Consider the following 19,282-nt stretch of genomic DNA (forward strand, 5'->3'; position numbering starts at 1 on the left):
TTTTGTTTTTTTATTTAAGCTTTCTATATTTTCTTGAAGTCCATGCAAGATAAAATATTAATATAAAAACTAAAGTAACTATAAAAGAAAAAATCATTTTATAATTCATTCTATTAATAGTCCCCTTTTCAACAATATGAATACTATATAAAATCCCATTCTTACTATCCATTACATATAAACCATTTTTATAAAACTTTATGGATTGAATTTTATCATTGTTATTAATTTCAACAATCTTTTTTAAAACTAAATCAAAATTTAAAAGATATATGCTTTTTTTACAATTATCATAAAAATAAATTCCATCTATTTCTCCCAAAGTTCCCCATTTATCTATTGCTAAACAATTTATTTCATTTATATTATCACTTTGATAGATAGGTGCCGGTGGATTTTCATTAGGATGATTATCCAAAACAGGAAAAACCATTTTTCCTTCTCCGTCAGTAAATCTTGGAGAACTAATAGGGTCTCCTCCACTGAAATCTGGCCAACCGTACCAATTTTTAGATTTTATTTCATAAATATAATCAGAATCTCCTTTAATAGGCCTTTCCCCTCTATTCTCCATTCCACCAACTGAGGCTAATAATTGAGATCTACTATTAAAATCTAGTCCTTTAATATTTCTTATTCCCCAAGCAAATGTTGTTCTGTCTCCCGTTTCTAGATTATAAATAATTACTGAAGCATTTCCTGGAAAATGTGCTGGAACTATCTGTCCTTCAACGCTCTTAGAATTCTCATTTACAAAAGCACCCGTTTTTGATTCTCCATGATTTATTCCTCTTAAATTTATTTTATAGGGGGTTAAATCATGGTTAAAAGGATACTCTCTCGTCCACAAATTATCTTTTCCTACAACCCCAGAATTTGTTGCCGCTCCAATAGTTATGTATAAAAAACCTTCACTTTGTTTAATAATACTTTTATTATAATCTCCGTAATTAGGTAGATCTTTCATTATTTCTGTTAATTCTTTATTATCAATCTCAAATTTATATAAATAGTTGTTTGATACAAAAAATAAACTTCCACAATAATATTCCATTGAGTATATATTTAAATTTTCATTTTTTAAAATATCATAACTTTTACCATTTTCTTCAACCACTTGTACTCTATTATTATATGAAATATAACAATTATTATTTTCATCAAAAGTAAAATCTGTTGAATCAATGATTCCTTTATACTTTAAATTATAACTCATATTTTCTTCAAATAAATCTATTGAATATTCTTTCCACAAATATTTATTTAAAATAAAAGTACTAAAAATACTAAGCAAAACAACAATTCCAAATTTAAATACTATTTTGATATAATCCTTCATAAATTCACCTACCCATTAGTCTCCTACTAAATTTATATTTTATAATAGGAAATTTATGAATACTTATTATTTTAAATTCACCTAAGTTTAACAAACTTATCATTACCATTATAATACTATTTTTATATAAAATGAATTGGTTTTTTAAAAAACCAAGAACTGTTTTGTGATTTTTTAGTGTTTTTTTATATTGAAATATTAAACATTCTATGCAAATGTTATTACTTATTTAATTTTTTATTGTTTTTTTGCTATTTTATTATATAATAGTATATGTCGATGCATGTCGATAAAATAATTTAATGGGGGATTAAAATGAAAAAGACTGGAAAAAGTTTCATCAAGGATCTTGGCCTTTGGATTATAATTTCTATGGTTTTAGGTATAATCGTAGGAGTTATAATGGGTGAAAAGGCATCAATGTTTGCTCCACTTGGGGATATTTTTATGCAATTAATTAAAATGGTAGTAATTCCATTGGTGGCTGTATCAATTATCACTGGTGCTGCTTCAATTGGTAATTCAAAATCTGCTGGTAAAATAGGAATTGCTACTTTCGCTTATTACTTAGGAACAACCGCTTTTGCTGTATGTTTAGGTTTATTATTTGGACAACTTTTCAAACCTGGTACTGGTCTTGAGTTATCAAAAGTTCAAGCTTTATTCTCACTTGAATATGCGGATAAAGGTGGAATACCTGGTTTTTGGGAAACTGTTAAAGGAATTATTCCTACAAATCCAATTGCATCATTAGTTAACGGAAACATCTTACAGATATTATTCTTTAGTTTATTCTTTGGCTTTGGTATTTCTACTATAGAAAAAAATAAAAAAGAAACTGTTTTAACTTTCTTTAACGGTGTTACAGACGCTCTTATTTTTGTTATTTTAAAAATTATGTATTTAGCTCCTATCGGCGTATTTGCTTTAATGGCAGATGCAACAGGAACTTTAGGCTTAGATTTATTAAAATTAGTTGGTAAGTTACTTATAGTTTATACTTTTGCACTTTTACTTCATACTTTTGGTTTCTATCCATTAATGGTTCAAATATTTTCAAAAACAAAAGCTATGGATTTTATAAAAAAGATTTACCCTGTTCAATTAGTTGCTTTATCTACAGCTTCTTCTATGGCAACTCTTTCTGTAAACATGGAGGTTTGCGAAGAATCTTTAGAAGTTTCAAAAGAAACTACATCTTTCGTACTTCCATTAGGAGCAACAATAAATATGGATGGTAATGCAATATACTATGCTCTTGCTGCTTGTTTCTTTGCACAATTATTTGGAATAGAATTAGGAATGGCTCAATATATTGCAATAATTATAACAGCTACTGTTGGTTCTATTGGTCAAGCAGGGGTTCCTGGTCCTTCATTACTAGTGGTTTCAGTATTAATCGCTGCTAATATTCCACTTCAAGGATTACCTTTGTTATTTGCAGTTGATAGAATCTTTGACATGATGAGAACAGCTGTTAATGTAACAGGAGATGCTTCTTGTGCAGTAATAGTTGATCAATTAAGAGAAGTTTAATTTAAATCTATAAAGCAATGCAAATAAAAAACGCTGAATGGCGTTTTTTTTATTTGCATTTATATAGAATTTTACCTTACCATGTCACTCCTTTATTTCCATCAATCTACTATGTAAATGTTTAATGATTTTTGTAATAATATAAAGGTAGCTTGTACTGATTTTATAATTAAATCATTTATCAAATTAAATATTTAATTAAAAAACTCTTTATAGGTATCCAGTACAAATATTGATTAGCCTACATTATATTCTTTACAAAAACAGGAGGTATTTACATGAATCATAAAAAAATTGCATCTTTTATCGCTACCTTACTTATATTTGGAAACACTGTAACTGCCAATGCAAGTATTATTAATCATAAAGTTACTAGTGGTGATTCAATATGGAAAATTTCTCAAACATATAATATGACCTCTTCTGAATTAATGAACTTAAATAAACTAACCTCAAATACAATTTATATTGGACAAATTTTAAAAGTTAATGATTCTACTATTGAAGATTATCAAGTAGTTTCAGGGGATTCTTACTGGAAAATTTCTCAGAAGTTTAACACAACAGTGGATAAATTACTTCAACTAAACAATACTACCTCCACAACCCTAAAGATTGGACAAGTTCTTTATGTTCCGTTTAATTCATCATCAATTAATGTTTCAAATAGTACATCTAGTACATCAAACAATACAGTAGAAACTAAAATCACTACTTACACAGTAAAATCTGGGGATTCTCTTTGGAAAATTTCTCAAACTTTTAATACAACCGCTGAAAATTTAATGACAATAAATAATCTAACCTCTTCATCAATATATATTGGACAAGTATTGAAATTAACATCTTCTACTTCAAATACACCAATAAAAGAAACGATAATTGAAGAACCTGTCACTAAAATTGAAACTATAAATTACACAGTTACATCAGGAGATAATTTATGGAACATAGCTCAAAAATATTGTACAACCATGAATGCTATAAAATCCAGCAATTCACTTGCCACTGATATTTTAATGCCTGGGCAAATTATAACTATTCCTGTAAATTCTAAAGAAACGGTGGCTCCAGTAGGAATAACTATGACACGAAAAAGATCAAATGACAATTATGGTGATCTTTACACTTGGGAAAACGGAAGAAGATTGTTCACTGTTGGACAAACTGCTACATTAAAAGACTTAACTTCTGGAATAACTTTTAACGTAAAATATTACGGTGGTTCAAATCATGCTGATATAGTAACTTTAACTCAGCAGGATACCGATAAATTAAAAAAAGTGTTTCCCTCTTGGTCTTGGAGCAGCATGAAACCAATGGTACTTTATTTCTCACAAAATGGTGTAAATCATCAATTAGCAGTAAGTATTACAGGCATGCCTCATTCCTCAACAGATATATTTACAAACGGTTTAGATGGTCACATAGATATGTATTTTTATAATTCTACAAGCCATGTAAATAACACAATAAATACTACTCATCAAAATAATATTTTAATAGCTAATGGACAATAAATAGCTTAATATACTGACATAAAAAGTAATAAAATATCCAGACCTCTCATAATTATTAATATTAGATTTGTTTAAAAAGCTATTAAAATAACTTTTTATTTTAAACAAATCATAAATATATAAAATTTGAGAGGTTTTTTAAATGATTAAAGATAAATTCCTTAAGAACTCTATAGTTCTAACTTTAACCAACTCCACTACCGGAGTTTTAAGATTTGTTTTTTCAATAATTTTATCAAGAGAACTTGGTGCAGAGGGTATGGGTTTATTCTCTCTTATTATGCCAATTTATGATCTTTTCGCTTGTTTGATTTGCGGTGGAATGGTGACTTCTATTTCTAAACAAACCTCTGAGTTTCACAGTAAAAAAGATATGCGAAATATTCATAGAACAATTAAGGTAACCTTATTTTTTGACTCCCTTTGGTCACTTATAATTATTGCTTTTCTATTTTTAAATTCAAATTACATCTCTCTTAAGATTATAAAAGATAGTAGAAGTCTACAAAGTATTTGGTACATATGCCCGGCTTTATTATTTGTTGCTTTATCTTCTATAATTAAAGGATATTTTTATGGAACTTACGATGTAAAAACTCCAGCAATAATAGATATTTTTGAGAAGTCATTAAGAATTGCTGCTGTTGTATTTGTAATAGAATTTTTCTCTTTGAAAGGCATTGAAAGCACAGTTACAGCCGTTTATATGGCTTTAGCTTGCGGTGAAATATTAAGTTTTATCCTTCTTTACATTACATATAAATACAGAAAAATTAAAGATAACATCAATAAATTTCCTACTCATGCAAGTGAAAGTAATTCACAACTATTATTTAATATTTTAATAATGTCTATCCCTTTAAGTATTAACGGTTTTTTATCCACCGGAATTTCCACCGTTTCTACTTTGATTTTACCTAGACGACTTGTACTGGCTGGTTTTGATCACGGAACTGCTTTAGCTATAATAGGAAAATTTTCTGGAATGGCTTTAACCATAATTTATTTTCCGTTGGTGGTAGTAATGTCCATGGCCATAGTTCTTATACCTGAAATTTCGGAGAATATTGCTAATAAAGATTACTACACTCTAGAAAAAAGATTAAATGGAGTATTAAGAATTTCTTTGTTACTTGGTTTGTCTACCATGGCCATTTGTATAGGTATGCCTAAAGATTTAGGAAATCTTTTCTACGGAAGAACAGATTTAGCAACTTATATAGTTTTCGCAGCTTTATCAGCTCCTTTCACATATTTATCCGCTACATCTTTTAGTATATTAAATGGACTAGGTAAACAAGGAGTTTTATTAAAAAATTCAATAATCATGTCCATTGAAGAATTAATTCTACTATACATATTAACCTCAATCCCAAGTGTAAATATACTGGGTTATGGCATAAGCTTAATGGTTACTTCTTTAACAGCTTATATAATGAATTTAAAAGAAATACGTAAGAAATGTAATATTCAAATGAATTTTAAAGAGGTTTTTATTTATTTGTTAGTAACTATGATAATATTTCTATTCACAAATATCTTTAGCATAATAATACCTGATTTATACTTCAAAACAAAAATTATTTCTTTAATTTTTATTGGTTTTGGTTTGTATTTCGCTTTGACTACAATACTTACAAAGAATATGGTGAACCGTGACTTTTAAATTTAAGTTAGTACCCATTTTTTCTCTATCACATCCTTCTTCTATACAAAAAGCGACTCAAATACTTGAGTCGCTTTCACTATACCATTCTTTTCAAAATTCCATTAGGTATAAACCTTTTGAATCTTTCTGGAAAAGCATCCATATCTTTTTTAGTTATTCCTTTTGTTAGTACCAATCCATATACATAAGAAATTACTCCCATACCTATGGCAAATATACTTGCAATTATATTATTTAAATTCTCAGGCACTAATTCTTTGGCCAAAGTATAAATAACTGTAAAAGTTCCAAGTACAATGAAACCCATAAATAATGATGCTAAAAATGGTTTCCATGCATACTCTATCAACTTCACTCTAATGTTTAGTTCTTTCTTGATAAGCCTATAGTTCATAATAAGCGGTATCAAAAACATAACGTAATTACCAAATACAGCCCCTATAATATTAAGTTCTGGTACACCTACCAATATATAGTTTACAACTATTTTGCCTGCTATACCCAATACTATGTACAAAGTTGATAAGTACATTTTACCTATACTTTGAAGTATAGTTGTTTGTATTAATACTACTGAATTAAGCACTAAAACTATTGCTCCAAAATATAATAAAAATGCGCCTTCCGCTGCTCCTGTAAACAACATAAAGATTGGTCTTCCTAAAACAGCAAGTCCAACCGCTGAAGGTAAAGCTAATAAAAAACAAAATCTAAAAGCATAATTAATTTTATGCTGAACTGCTTCTCTATCTTTCAATGCTGATGCACCAGATAAAGCTGGTAGTAAAGATACTTGAAATGCTGAAATCAATGCAATAGGAACACCTAGTAATGTTCTATACACATTTAGCAATGCAAATCTTTCATTAGCATAGGTTGTCGTAAATCCTATATCTAAAAGTCTTGATTTTACAATTTTTAAATCAATTATATTGCCTGAGTATTGAAGTCCTACACATACTACTAAAGGTATTCCATAATAAAGTATCTTTTTGATAGTAGCTTTATTTGTATTAGAACTTTTATCTTGATACCCTTTAGGAACTCTGATAATTTTATTTTTCTCATACATTACAATCATATAAACTGCTGCAATAAAAGCTCCAATAGATGTACCTAATGTACCACCCGCTGCTCCTGCATCTACTCCAAATTTTATAAATGTAGCAGCAAAAACTAGAGTGAAAATAGTATTTGCTACTTGCTCAATAACTTGTGAAATTGCTGTGGGACCCATATTTCCTCGACCTTGAAAATATCCTCTATATGAGGAAAGTATTGAAGTGAACAATAAAGTTGGCGCTAAAGCCATAATGGATAACCTTGCTTCTGGGTAATCAGTAAACTCTGCAAGTGAACCTGCAAAGAAAAACAAAATCAAACTGAAAACTACACCTAAAACAAACATCATTAACCTTGCAATTTTAAAACTTTTTACAGCATCTCTATACCTACCTTGTGCAATTTGCTCTGAAACCAGTTTAGATATTGCTACAGGTATACCTGCATTTGCTAACACATAAATCCACGCAAATATTTGATAAGCCGCTGCATATACCCCATACCCACCTAGACTTATAATGTTTTTAAGAAAAGGTATGTATAGCAAGGATAGTACTTTAACTATCATTGTGGCTGCCGAAAGAATAGCAAACCCTTTCGAAGTAGACTGTTTTTTCATCATTATTCCCCTTTATATTCTAAGAGCATCCCTCTTTGTCTTCTTAAATATAGGCGGTAATGCTTCTGTGATTACTTTGTTTTCTAAATAAGCTAAATGCTCTGGACAATTTTTAAATTCTAATTTGTAAGCATAAAGAAACTGAAATTGTAAGCCAAATTTATTCTCAAAGTAATTATTTAACTCTTTGTTTCCATATTTTTTATCCCCAATTATAGGATTACCTAAAGAAGCTAAATGAGCTCTTAATTGATGACTTCTTCCTGTAATTAACTCTATATCAACAAAAGTAAATAATCCAACGGAATCTATAACCTCTAAATCCATTGCAATAGGCTTGTAACCTTCTCTATTATCCTTTGATATTTGAGAAAGGTTATTAACCTCATCCTTAAGCAAATAAGCTTTATATAAATTGCTTTTCATTCTTCCTTTAACCAATGAATAATAATTTTTCTTGATACTTCTTTCTCTTATCATTTCATTAATAGCTTTTTGTGAAGGATAATTCTTTCCGAAAATAACTAATCCCGAAGTATTTCTATCTAATCTATTGCAAGAAGCCGGTGTATATGTAGTTTCTTCTTCAGGATCAAATTTTCCTGTTTCAACTAAATAAGATAAAACATAATCTGTTAAAGTAGCTTCTCCTTCTTTTTTATTAGCATGAACCAATACTCCTGGCCATTTTTCTACTACTAATATATTCTCATCTTCATAACATATTTTCATTGCTGAGAAATCTACTTCTATAAATTCTCTTACAGTATTTTTCTTTTCACTAACAATATACTTAGCTTCAATTTGATCTCCTAAATTAAGTATATAGTTTTGTTTTATTTTTTTTCCATTAACTCTTATATCGCCTTTTCTAATAGCTTTAAATATAGCTCCTAGAGGTACATCCTTTAACCACTTACGTAAAAATTTATCTATCCTCTGTTCAGCTTCATTAGCTCCTACTTCAAATTTCATATTTTCCTCCATTGTTGATCTAATTTCATCAATCTAAATTTTGTTGTACATTACATTATATACTATAATCATTCAAAAAATCTACTGCTGATTTACATTGTATAGCTACACCTACAGAAATACACTTTTCATCCACATCAAAATTGCTATTGTGTAGAGGATATACTATATCTTTTTCTTCATTTCTAGTTCCTAGGAAATAAAAAGCCGCTGGTTTTTCTAAAGAAAAATAAGCAAAACTTTCTACTCCCATGGCCGGATGTCTAAGTTCTATTATATTATCCTTTCCTATAACATTTTCAGAAGATTTTTGAAGAATATCTACCACTTTATCATCATTATATAAGCAAGGATAACTTTCATCTATATGAATTTCACAAGTAGCTCTCATAGCTCTGCAAATTCCCTCAGTTATTTCAACTAATCTTTCTTTAACATATTGTCTATGCTCTAAAGTCATTGTTCTCATCATACCTTCTATTTCAACAAACTCTGGTATAATATTTTGCGCTGTTCCTCCATTAATTTTTCCAATAGATATTACCGCAGGATAAACTGCTGAGATTTCCCTTGAAACTATGTTTTGAAGAGAACTTACAACATTTGATGCAATAACAATAGGATCTATTGATCTATGTGGGTATGCACCATGTCCTCCTTTACCAATTATTTTTATATAAAATGGATTAGAAGCCGCATTTACTACATCTCTTTTGATTCCTATTTTACCAACTTCTATTTCCGGTTCCACATGAAGACCAAAAATACCATGAACTTCAGGATTTTTAAGCACTCCATCCTCTATCATCTTTTGAGCTCCACCAGTAGTTTCCTCTGCTGGTTCAAATAATAATTTAACATTTCCCTTTAACTGATCCTTCATTTCATTCAAAATTTTTGCAGCACCCATTAATATTGTTGTATGTACATCATGGCCACAAGCATGCATTGTATTCCCTGTTGTAGAAGTGTAAGAAGTTTTTCTAGTTTCTTTTATAGGCAGTGCATCCATATCTCCTCTCAAAGCAACTGTTTTATCTCCATTACCTCTTATAATTCCACATATACCAGTGGTAGCTGTTTCATAATATTCTATACCTTCTTTTTCTAAAAACTCTTTAATTTTATCCCTAGTTCTGTATAATTGAAAATCTAGTTCAGGATACATATGTAAATCTCTTCTTATATCTATTAACTCATCTTTAATATTATTTGCTTTTTCTAAAAAATTCATACTTTTCCCCCATTTATCTTTATAATAAATTGCTTTAAATAAACATTAAGCTCATATCTTAAAGATATGAGCTTAATAAAATTATATATTAACAGTATTTTTTTATCAACTTTTTATAATTCTCTTACACTAAGTTTATTTGAAACTTCCGCAATATATGGAAGTTGTTTTATTACTTCATAAACATATCCTTGTTTTTCTTCTTCAATTGCTTGATCTTTAGTTACTTCACTATAGTATAGCATTTTGCACCAAAAATCTCTAAAATCATCTTTTGTTATGAATTCTTGTTTTCCTGATTCATTTTGAATTATAATTCCATATTGAAATTCTTTTACAACATCTAATTTTTGTATTGAACCCTCTGTAATCATACCCCATACATCATCCCACATTTTTTTAAACGAAATCATAATAATGCCTCCTAAAATCTTTGTTATTTTTTTAATGTTTTAAAATTTCCTATATCTATTTGTCAATACCCCTACCTTTAGTATATCACATTTTTATAATAACCGCTAATAATATTTTTATAAATTGCAATAGTATATACTATTCATCTTTTTTAGACATTATTCGACATCTATTTTACATTATTTTCTATTAATTAGCCCATTATTATATATTGTACTTTTATCAAACACTTTTATGCTTTTATCATTAAAAATAATCTCAATAATTTTTTCATCTATTCTCGAAATAACTCCTTCTCCAAAATAACTATGGATTATTTCCTCTCCTAAAATAAATGAATCGGATATTTTACCAACTTCTATTTTACATTCTTTTATAAAAATAGATGGTTTTATACTTTTTCCCTTACTTCTATTAATTACTGCGAGATAAAGATTATTTATACTTCTAGTAATAGCCACATAAAACAATCTTCTTTCTTCCTCAAGATTTTCATTAATAGCATTTCGGTGTGGAATATAATCTTCGTTACAATTGATAACAAAAACATTCTTAAACTCCATACCCTTAACCCCGTGAATTGTACTTAAAATAACTTTGTCTTTTTCATTATCACCATTATCCTTACTTAGTTTATTCTTAACTTCTTCAATATGAACCAATAAATCTTCTATAGTTGAAAATTCTGATGCAGCCGCTTTAAATTCTTCTATAATATCAAGGTAATCTTGAATATCCATCTTATATTTCTCACAAAATTCTTTAATATGATCTTTATATCCCAATTCCTTTTGAACATAATTAATAGCTTTATCTAATGATTTTTTTTTCAAACTAAAAATATTTTTCTGTAATTTTTCTATATTATTTACTTGAAAAAGTTTAAGATTTTTAGATTTAGTTATATAATCAAAACAATCTTCCTCTAGATATGAATTTTTAAGACTTTCAACAATCTCTTTACTAATATACCTAAAAGGCTTATTAATTATTCTTATAAAACTAATTTTATCAAATGGATTTAAACTTAACTTGAGATAAGCAATTATATCTTTACAAATAAAATGTTCAAAAAAATTATACTCTTTATCTAACATTTTAAAAGGAATTTTGTTTCTTATCATAGAATCAATAATACTTCTACTTTCCATATTAGTTCTATAAAGTATAGCAAAATCACTATACTGAACCTCTTCTTTTTCCTTTGATTTAGCAATTATATCAACTATGATATTTCCCTGTTTGTTTTCATCAAAACTATTGATCACTTTTATTTTTGAATACTCTTTCTTAAAAGCTTCTATTTCCTTATTATTTCTTAACTTATTATTACCAATGAGGTTCTTAGATATTTCTACGATAGTCTCTGGACATCTATAATTTAATGATAAATACAATTTTTCTCCCAAATAAAAACTAGAGTTGAAATCCACCATATATTCCGGTTTAGAACCCCTAAAACTATAAATACATTGGTCTTCGTCACCAACTGCGAATAAATTATTGGATTTTCCTATAAAGAGTTTTAAAATTTCAATTTGAATATCATCACAATCTTGAAATTCATCTACAAGAATATGTTTAAAAAGATTTTTGTATCCAGTTAAAACATTGCTTTTTTCTTTAAAAAGTTTTTTTGCTTTTATTTGCAAATCATCAAAATCCCACAAATTCTCCACAGTCTTATATTCTTCATAATTATTAAAACAATTTAAAAATACTTCTTTACTAATATTAAAACTTATTTCATCCATTTCTTTTTCAGTTACTTTAACTCTAGATATAGTGTTTAGAACTTCATTAACTTTGTCGTCATTTACATCCTCCATATATTTTGATAATGTATTCTTCACTAATCTAAAAGCTTCTCCACTGTTAATTATTTTAATTTCACCATAGTATCTTCTCAGTATTTTATAGAATAATGCATGAAAAGTTCCAAAGAATGGCGGGTAAATATCTTTATTGAGTGCTGTAAATCTTGCTTTCATATTGCTAGCAGCTGCTTTGGTAAAAGTTATTATTATGATATTCTTTGAATCAACACAACTAAATCTCATAAGCCTAATGAAATTATTATGCTTTATTTTTTCTTCTACATTGTTTCTCAAATATATTTTCTTTAGAAATTCAATATCTTCTATAGTTATATTAATAGGTACATCATTAGAATTATAGATTTTACCAAAAATAAGAAGATAATCTATTTTAGCTATAAGAGTAGTTGTCTTACCTGTACCCGGGCATGCAACCACACATAAATTTTTTTCCTTGCTAAAAACAGCTTTTTTCTGATGATCATTTAGATAATTATATCTTTGTGAAATTATTCTATCTCTTAATTCACAATATTCTTTTGTTAAATCATTATTATTCATTTGTACTCCTTTTTGTTTTTTCCTTTAATTTATCTTTTTTCAATTTTTTGACAACGAAATAATTTTATCATAAATTTTGTAACTTTGCACTATAAAATTTATACTTTTTTCATATAAATTTGAAACAGTTTCCTATCATACCTATTATAGTTCAAAAATCTATTGTAATATACTCTTCCAGGTATTAAAATAATAATATTGAAAAACGTGAATTTAAAATTCATCGTAATTTAAATGATAAGAGGGGTAGCTATGAACAATTTTAATTCGTTTAACTTAAAAAACGAAAGAAACTTAACTATGCTAGTTGACTTTTATGAGTTAACTATGGCAAATGGGTATTTAGACAGTAATGTTGGAGATAAAATTGCTTATTTCGACATGTTTTTTAGAAGAGTACCAGACGGGGGCGGCTATTGTGTAATGGCAGGTGTTCAACAATTAATAGAATATCTATCCTCCTTAAAATTTACGGAAGATGATATAAAATATTTAGAAAGAAAGAACCTTTTTTCAAGTAAATTTATTCAATATTTAAAAGATTTCAAATTTGAATGTGATGTATGGGCTGTACCTGAAGGAAATCCTGTATTTCCTAATGAGCCATTAGTTATGGTTAAAGGTCCAGTTATTCAAGCACAATTTATTGAAACAATGGTTTTATTAACTGTTAATCATCAAACATTGATAGCAACTAAAGCTAATAGAATATGTAAGGCTGCCAATGGAAGACCTGTAATGGAATTTGGTTCTAGAAGGGCCCAAGGATATGATGGAGCTATTTACGGTGCTAGAGCTGCAATGATAGGTGGATGTTCAGCTACCGCTTGTACAATCGCTGAGCAAATGTTTGATGTTCCTGCAGTAGGAACTATGGCTCACAGTTGGATTCAACTATTTGATACTGAATATGATTCTTTTAAAGCCTGGGCAGAATCTTATCCTAATAATTGTACATTGTTAGTTGATACTTATAATGTATTAAAATCTGGAATTCCAAATGCTATAAAAGTATTTGATGAATTCTTAAAACCAAGAGGCATTCGACCAAAAGGTGTTAGAATAGATAGTGGAGATATAACTTACCTAACAAAAAAGGTTAGAGTAATGCTAGATGATGCTGGCTATGAAGATTGTTCTATAGTAATCTCAAATTCTTTAGATGAACATATCATTTCCCAAGTTTTATCTAATGGAGCTAAAATCAATGCTTTTGGAGTTGGGGAAAGACTTATTACTGCAAAATCAGAACCTGTTTTTGGAGGCGTATACAAATTAGTTGCTGTTGAAAAAGATGGAGAAATTATTCCTAAAATAAAAATTAGCGAGAATGAGGAAAAAATCACCAATCCAGCTTTTAAAAAGATTTATCGTTTATTTGATAAAACTACAGATAAAGCCATTGCTGACATAATAACTCTAAGAACTGAAACTATTGACGAATCAAAACCACTTGAAATCTTTAATCCAATACATACTTGGAAAAAGAAAAAAGTAACAAATTTCTATGCAAAAGAACTTCTTGTGCCTATATTTGAAAAAGGTAAAGTAGTTTATGATAGCCCAAGTGTTTCTGAAATTCAACAATTTTCAAAAGAAGAAGTTGATAAACTATGGGAAGAAGTTCTGAGACTTAAAAATCCTCATACTTATTATATAGATTTATCGAAAGATTTATGGAATTTGAAACAATCCTTACTTAATAAATATTCAGCCATGTATGAAAATTAATTCATTTCTAATATAACTAAAAATATAAATTTTAAGGGAAAGCTTTCATAAAACTATGAAAGCTTTCCCTATTTTTATGATTTTACTAATGTACTAATTAAATGTTATAAACTTCTTCTTTATTAAAATATAAACTATAGTCTTCTTCAACTCTATCTTGTAACTCATAATACTTATCTCTATTAAAGTATGCTTCTTTAAATGGGCATGCCCCTTTAATTCCCTCATAATTATAAAATGCACAACTTTCAAAACATAATACTTTCTCTGAAAAAGTACTTAAGAATCTACATTCATTCACTTTAATGTCCCCCTCTCATTTGACTTTATATCTATTTTATTACATTTTATGGTATTTGGGAATATTTTTTTTTAATTTTTTCAATTTTTAGGATTTTTTTTTTAAATTTGGAGATATTAATATTGACTGACAAATTTACAGAGGTGATTTTATGAACGTAACTAGCCTATCATTAGCATACTTCTTTCTAGGTTTATTTTTTGTTTCTATTATATTCTCTTTTTATTTTAAAATTTTATTTATACGAACAAATCCTGGGAATACACATAGAGATAAAATAATTGGTTCTATGAAAGACCCTATATCATGGAGAAGTAGAAATAATAGAACTGCTTATATATCCATGTTTTGGGCATTTGTTTCTTTAGCAGTATTTGTTTATTTAAAATTCTTTCATAAAGCAGGTTTAATAAATATAATTTATGTTTTTGCATACGTAGCTTTAGCTGCACTGTCAATTATTTTTCTTGGTAAACTAAAAAAAGAAGTAAAGCAGAAATAACCTTACTAGGTTTTCAGCTTTTCTTCTTTTTTTATAATCTTTATTTTAACAAACTTTATGTTTTACTATTAAGTTCGTACCCATAAATAATCCTACCTAACTTAGCTAAAAATGGCAGACCTATTTTGTTATATTCATACTTACCATCATTGAAAACATTATTTTCATTACAATATACCACCGCTGTCAAAAAAAATTCCACATTGTTTTTCTCATCTACAATATAAGCATTATCAATTAAATATCCATAAGCACACCCAATTTTATTATAAATTTTTATATTTTCAGGAATTTTTTCTTTTGAGTCTCCAAACATAAAATACTTAACATAGCTATCATTATAATTATACTTGGGATTTTCGCATTCCCTAGGAATCATACTTAAATATTCTTTTAAAAATTCATAATCCTTTTCTGTAAGATTAAATCTTTTGTTTTCTTCAATATATTGAGGATATACTATAGCCATCAATAAATCTTGCATACATTGAATAGACATAAAATTAGCCTTAGAAAAGTCTTTTGGAGAAGCTATATATTTACCTTTGCTTATATATCCCACTCCTTTAGTTAAATCTTTTATATTATTAAATTCATAAGAACTTGTATTATATACCATAGGTTGACTATAAATAACTTCATTTCCTTTATAAAAATCAAAAGAATTTGTGTATTTATTCTCAGTTGATGACATAGGATTTCCTAGTCTATGCATAACCAAAAAATTTTTATATCCTTTTTCCCACATAGTTTTATTATAGTATTCTTGCCCTAAAAATTCATACAATCTATCAAAACTATTATTATCACTAACAACTAAAACTTTTTTTATAAAATTTGCTATGGTAGGTTTACTATCTTTTGTTCCACTATCCCAGCTTTGAGATTTTTGGCTTCCTCTATCCTTTTTTATCACAAGAGGAGTATCCTTATTTAATCCATCAATATTCAAGTTATTCAACTTTTCAAGGGCTAAAACACAAGCTGACAATTTAATTGCACTAGCTGGATAAAAATACTGTTTACCATCTAAATTATAAGAAAATGATGTGAAATTACTTTTCTCATTTTCATCTTTGCTTACCCTAGTGTATAAAATCTGAACCTGGTATTTATCAGTGTCTTTAAAAACTTTTTTAATACTGTCTCCTTGCTCATTTATCAATCTTTCCAATAAATCTTTTTCATTGGCATCTCTAGCTAAAACTTTATTAGAGCCTGTGATTTGAAAAATCAAAATCAAACTAATAAAAACAGAGCATAATTTAATCAAACTATGTTTTTTCATAAATATTCCTTCCTAAGTCATTTGTAATAATTTATTTACATAGTTAATATGCCCTTTTATACCTATTTTATTATATTTATTTATCTATTTGTTTTCATTAATTAAATCCACAAATCTTTTAATAATTAAAGCTGTAAAGCCCCAAATAACATATCCCTTATATTTATAAAAATATTGATTTTGCACTCTTTTCCTAAACTTATACTTCCTTCCTCCATTAATTAATTCAAAAGGAAATTCTTCTTCAAATTTAGGTATCAATTCCATTTCATATTCTTCTGGCGAATTTTCTAATAAAAATTTTAAAGGTACATAAAATACTTCATCTACTTCATCTTTATTAGGTTTGTCTATTTTTTCTGTTAATTCAGCTACAAAAGTATAAATTATACTATTATATGGGCTTATAAAATAATCCATCTCTCCAATATTTTTAATGGAATCTTTAGAAATACCCAGCTCTTCCACAGCCTCTCTTATAGCCGCTTCTTGTGGAGATTCTTTTTCCTCAATGCCTCCTCCAGGCAAACTAACATCTCCCGGTTGTGTTCTCATTGTTAAAGCTCTTTTTTCAAACACTACATGAGCTTCCCCTTTAATATAAGTAATTAAAATTACTACAGAGTTTCTTTTGTATTTACCTATTAATTCAGCTTTTCTATTTTTAAACAATTCTAAAACCTCTTTCATACTATCCTCCACCTTTATACCCCAACTTTATTTTATGATATTCACAAATTCACACTTTTTCTAAAATATAAGCATCCCAGTTCAACTATATGATAAATATTAATTTTTTTATACATTATAAGTATGAATGTTGTAATACCCTTACATTTAGATTATACTAAAAAAGACATAAAATTAATATTTAGGAGAGATGAATCTTGAAAGAAAAATTATTATCCTTAGTTATGACATTAGTTATAACTTTATCCTTTTGCACTAGTGTAAAAGCTGAAAATGCTATATTACCTGAAATTTTAGGTGAAGCAGCAATTGTTATAGATGTATCAACAGGAGAAATAGTGTACGAAAAGAATGCTGATAAAAGTCCTATGTACCCTGCAAGTGTTACAAAATTAATGACTTCACTAATTTTTGCAGAAAATTCTTCCCCAACAGATATAATTTCTTACACAGAAAGTGCTAGAAAACAAGAAGCTTTTTCACTATGGAATATTATTCCCGGACTACGTGTAGGTGATACTATGAATGGTGATAATCTTATGAAAGCTCTTATGATTTATTCAGCCAATGATTCAGCTGTTATGATAGCTGATAAAGTTGCAGGCTCTACTGAAGCATTTGCAGATCTAATGAATAAAAAAGCTACGGAATTAGGATTAACCACTTCCAACTTTGTAACGCCAAACGGACTTCATAATGATCAGCACTATACGTCCGCTTACGATTTAAGTATATTAATGAGAGCTGCTTATAATAACGAATGGGTAAAAGAAGCTATGCAAATTACTTCTACTCCCATTATAATGTCCTCTGGCACTTCTGCTGAAGAAACAAACAGAAATAAATTAATTGGAGAAACACTAGATGAAAGCTATTTATCTCAGTTAGGTGTTAACCTAAATGGAGCTAGTGCTTCAAATGCAATATGTGTAGGTGGTAAAACCGGTTATACCGGCGAAGCTGGAAGATGTTTAGCTGCCATGTTCGAAAAAGATGGCCGTTTACTTGTAGGAGTAGTTTTAAAATCTGTATATAAAAATGCTGATAATGAAGATTTAGATGTTTTTAAAGACATGGCAAGTATTATCAACTGGAGCTATAATGCAGAAAAAGTAACTTATAAAAATAATGATGCTCCATACGTTGCAAATTCTCAGATATCTTCTGTGGAAGTAGCTTTTAAACCATTAATATTTATAGGTCCTAAAAAAACCATTGAAGTGCCTCTTACTTTAAAAGAAGATGTTAAATATTATGAAAATAAAATTAATGATAAAGAAATAACAGAGAATATTGAATTAACAGAAATAAATCCTTGGAAATTAAAAGATGATGCCTCTGTAGGTAAATTAAATATTATTCAACGGGAAACAAATGCTTCCTATGAACTTTACCCTACTTTAACAACATCTAATTTAATTATGATGAGTAAGTTTACTTATTTATTAGCCATAGTTGGCTTAGTTGCTATTTTATTATTACTAAGAATATTATTAGTATCCTCTTCTAGAAAGAAAAGAAGAAAAAGTTCTAGAGGAAATAAATATCGTTATTAAACCACTTTAAAAGAGCTGCTAATTTCAGCTCTTTTATTTTTTTATCAATATATTTAGTTAAATTATTGACAAACACATTCAAATATCTTAATATAATAATATAACAATATTCAATTATTTGAATATAATGATTATGTGATTGTTTGATTAAGAGGAGGTATGTATAAATGGATAATAATTTTGAACTTTATACTGAAGAAACTGAACTTCTAAAAATTCTGGCTCACCCTGTTAGAATTTGTATAGTTCGAGGACTTATGGATAAAGATAATTGTAATGTAAATACCATGCAGGCCTGTCTAGAACTTCCTCAGCCAACTGTATCAAGACATTTACAATTATTAAAGGGTGCTGGAATCATAAAAGGGACAAGAAAGGGTAATGAAATATTTTATACTCTTTCTAATGATAAAATTCAAAAAGTAATCCAGGTTTTATTTGAAGATTAATAATTATTAGGAGGTTTAC

General features: G+C 28.1%; 16 protein-coding genes. 7 read left to right on the forward strand and 9 right to left on the reverse strand.

All coding sequences use genetic code 11. The features are described from left to right. Positions 1-10: 10 nt before the first annotated feature. Positions 11-1,339, reverse strand: coding sequence for a PQQ-dependent sugar dehydrogenase family protein (locus BUB83_RS02530; protein WP_073336687.1), 1,329 nt, complete (start codon positions 1,337-1,339; stop codon positions 11-13). A 315-nt stretch (positions 1,340-1,654) separates the two neighbouring features. Here BUB83_RS02530 and BUB83_RS02535 point away from each other — a divergent pair, with 315 nt between their 5' ends. From BUB83_RS02535 to spoVB, 3 genes are all read left to right on the forward strand, one after another. Then, complete coding sequence (locus BUB83_RS02535) at positions 1,655-2,875, forward strand: dicarboxylate/amino acid:cation symporter (RefSeq protein ID WP_073336696.1); 1,221 nt, start codon at positions 1,655-1,657, stop codon at positions 2,873-2,875. 278 nt (positions 2,876-3,153) lie between these two features. Continuing rightward, the gene (locus BUB83_RS02540; protein WP_073336700.1) at positions 3,154-4,395 is read left to right on the forward strand and encodes a LysM peptidoglycan-binding domain-containing protein; all 1,242 of its coding nucleotides are present in this window, start codon (positions 3,154-3,156) and stop codon (positions 4,393-4,395) included. Positions 4,396-4,537: 142 nt separating this feature from the next. Beyond that, on the forward strand, positions 4,538-6,061 hold the full coding sequence (gene spoVB, locus BUB83_RS02545) for a stage V sporulation protein B (RefSeq protein WP_073336702.1): 1,524 nt from the start codon (positions 4,538-4,540) through the stop codon (positions 6,059-6,061). A gap of 79 nt (positions 6,062-6,140) precedes the next feature. Here the strand turns inward: spoVB and BUB83_RS02550 are convergent, their stop codons facing one another. From BUB83_RS02550 to BUB83_RS02570, 5 genes are all read right to left on the reverse strand, one after another. Further along, on the reverse strand, positions 6,141-7,745 hold the full coding sequence (locus BUB83_RS02550) for a putative polysaccharide biosynthesis protein (protein WP_073336704.1): 1,605 nt from the start codon (positions 7,743-7,745) through the stop codon (positions 6,141-6,143). Positions 7,746-7,757: 12 nt separating this feature from the next. Next, positions 7,758-8,720, reverse strand: a complete 963-nt coding sequence (locus BUB83_RS02555) for a pseudouridine synthase (RefSeq protein WP_073336706.1) — start codon at positions 8,718-8,720, stop codon at positions 7,758-7,760. A 55-nt stretch (positions 8,721-8,775) separates the two neighbouring features. Then, positions 8,776-9,954, reverse strand: coding sequence for a M20 metallopeptidase family protein (locus BUB83_RS02560; protein ID WP_073336708.1), 1,179 nt, complete (start codon positions 9,952-9,954; stop codon positions 8,776-8,778). Between the two features lie 113 nt (positions 9,955-10,067). Continuing rightward, the gene (locus BUB83_RS02565; protein ID WP_073336710.1) at positions 10,068-10,367 is read right to left on the reverse strand and encodes a hypothetical protein; all 300 of its coding nucleotides are present in this window, start codon (positions 10,365-10,367) and stop codon (positions 10,068-10,070) included. Between the two features lie 180 nt (positions 10,368-10,547). Further along, the gene (locus BUB83_RS02570; protein ID WP_073336712.1) at positions 10,548-12,746 is read right to left on the reverse strand and encodes an ATP-dependent helicase; all 2,199 of its coding nucleotides are present in this window, start codon (positions 12,744-12,746) and stop codon (positions 10,548-10,550) included. Between the two features lie 252 nt (positions 12,747-12,998). On the opposite strand from BUB83_RS02570, the gene BUB83_RS02575 reads away from it, so the two are divergent. Further along, positions 12,999-14,477: a nicotinate phosphoribosyltransferase gene (locus tag BUB83_RS02575; protein WP_073336714.1), complete on the forward strand. Its 1,479-nt coding sequence runs from the start codon at positions 12,999-13,001 to the stop codon at positions 14,475-14,477. A gap of 97 nt (positions 14,478-14,574) precedes the next feature. On the opposite strand, the gene BUB83_RS02580 is transcribed toward BUB83_RS02575, so the two are convergent. Next, positions 14,575-14,778 carry a hypothetical protein gene (locus BUB83_RS02580; RefSeq protein ID WP_073336716.1) on the reverse strand — a complete coding sequence of 68 codons (204 nt, stop codon included), beginning with the start codon at positions 14,776-14,778 and terminating at the stop codon, positions 14,575-14,577. A 151-nt stretch (positions 14,779-14,929) separates the two neighbouring features. Between BUB83_RS02580 and BUB83_RS02585 the strand changes: the two genes are divergently transcribed. Beyond that, the gene (locus BUB83_RS02585; protein WP_073336718.1) at positions 14,930-15,280 is read left to right on the forward strand and encodes a hypothetical protein; all 351 of its coding nucleotides are present in this window, start codon (positions 14,930-14,932) and stop codon (positions 15,278-15,280) included. Positions 15,281-15,335: 55 nt separating this feature from the next. On the opposite strand, the gene BUB83_RS02590 is transcribed toward BUB83_RS02585, so the two are convergent. Together BUB83_RS02590 and BUB83_RS02595 are read right to left on the reverse strand one after the other, a co-directional pair. Next, positions 15,336-16,568 carry a serine hydrolase gene (locus BUB83_RS02590; RefSeq protein ID WP_084133367.1) on the reverse strand — a complete coding sequence of 411 codons (1,233 nt, stop codon included), beginning with the start codon at positions 16,566-16,568 and terminating at the stop codon, positions 15,336-15,338. 84 nt (positions 16,569-16,652) lie between these two features. After that, a complete protein-coding gene (locus BUB83_RS02595; protein WP_073336720.1) occupies positions 16,653-17,258 on the reverse strand; it encodes an NUDIX hydrolase in 606 nt (201 codons plus the stop codon). A 197-nt stretch (positions 17,259-17,455) separates the two neighbouring features. Here BUB83_RS02595 and BUB83_RS02600 point away from each other — a divergent pair, with 197 nt between their 5' ends. Both BUB83_RS02600 and BUB83_RS02605 read left to right on the forward strand, forming a co-directional pair. Then, positions 17,456-18,814, forward strand: a complete 1,359-nt coding sequence (locus BUB83_RS02600; protein WP_073336722.1) for a D-alanyl-D-alanine carboxypeptidase family protein — start codon at positions 17,456-17,458, stop codon at positions 18,812-18,814. A 167-nt stretch (positions 18,815-18,981) separates the two neighbouring features. Further along, positions 18,982-19,263, forward strand: coding sequence for an ArsR/SmtB family transcription factor (locus BUB83_RS02605; protein WP_073336724.1), 282 nt, complete (start codon positions 18,982-18,984; stop codon positions 19,261-19,263). Positions 19,264-19,282 lie beyond the last annotated feature (19 nt).

Source organism: Clostridium grantii DSM 8605, assembly GCF_900129965.1.
Classification (GTDB): domain Bacteria; phylum Bacillota; class Clostridia; order Clostridiales; family Clostridiaceae; genus Clostridium_AF; species Clostridium_AF grantii.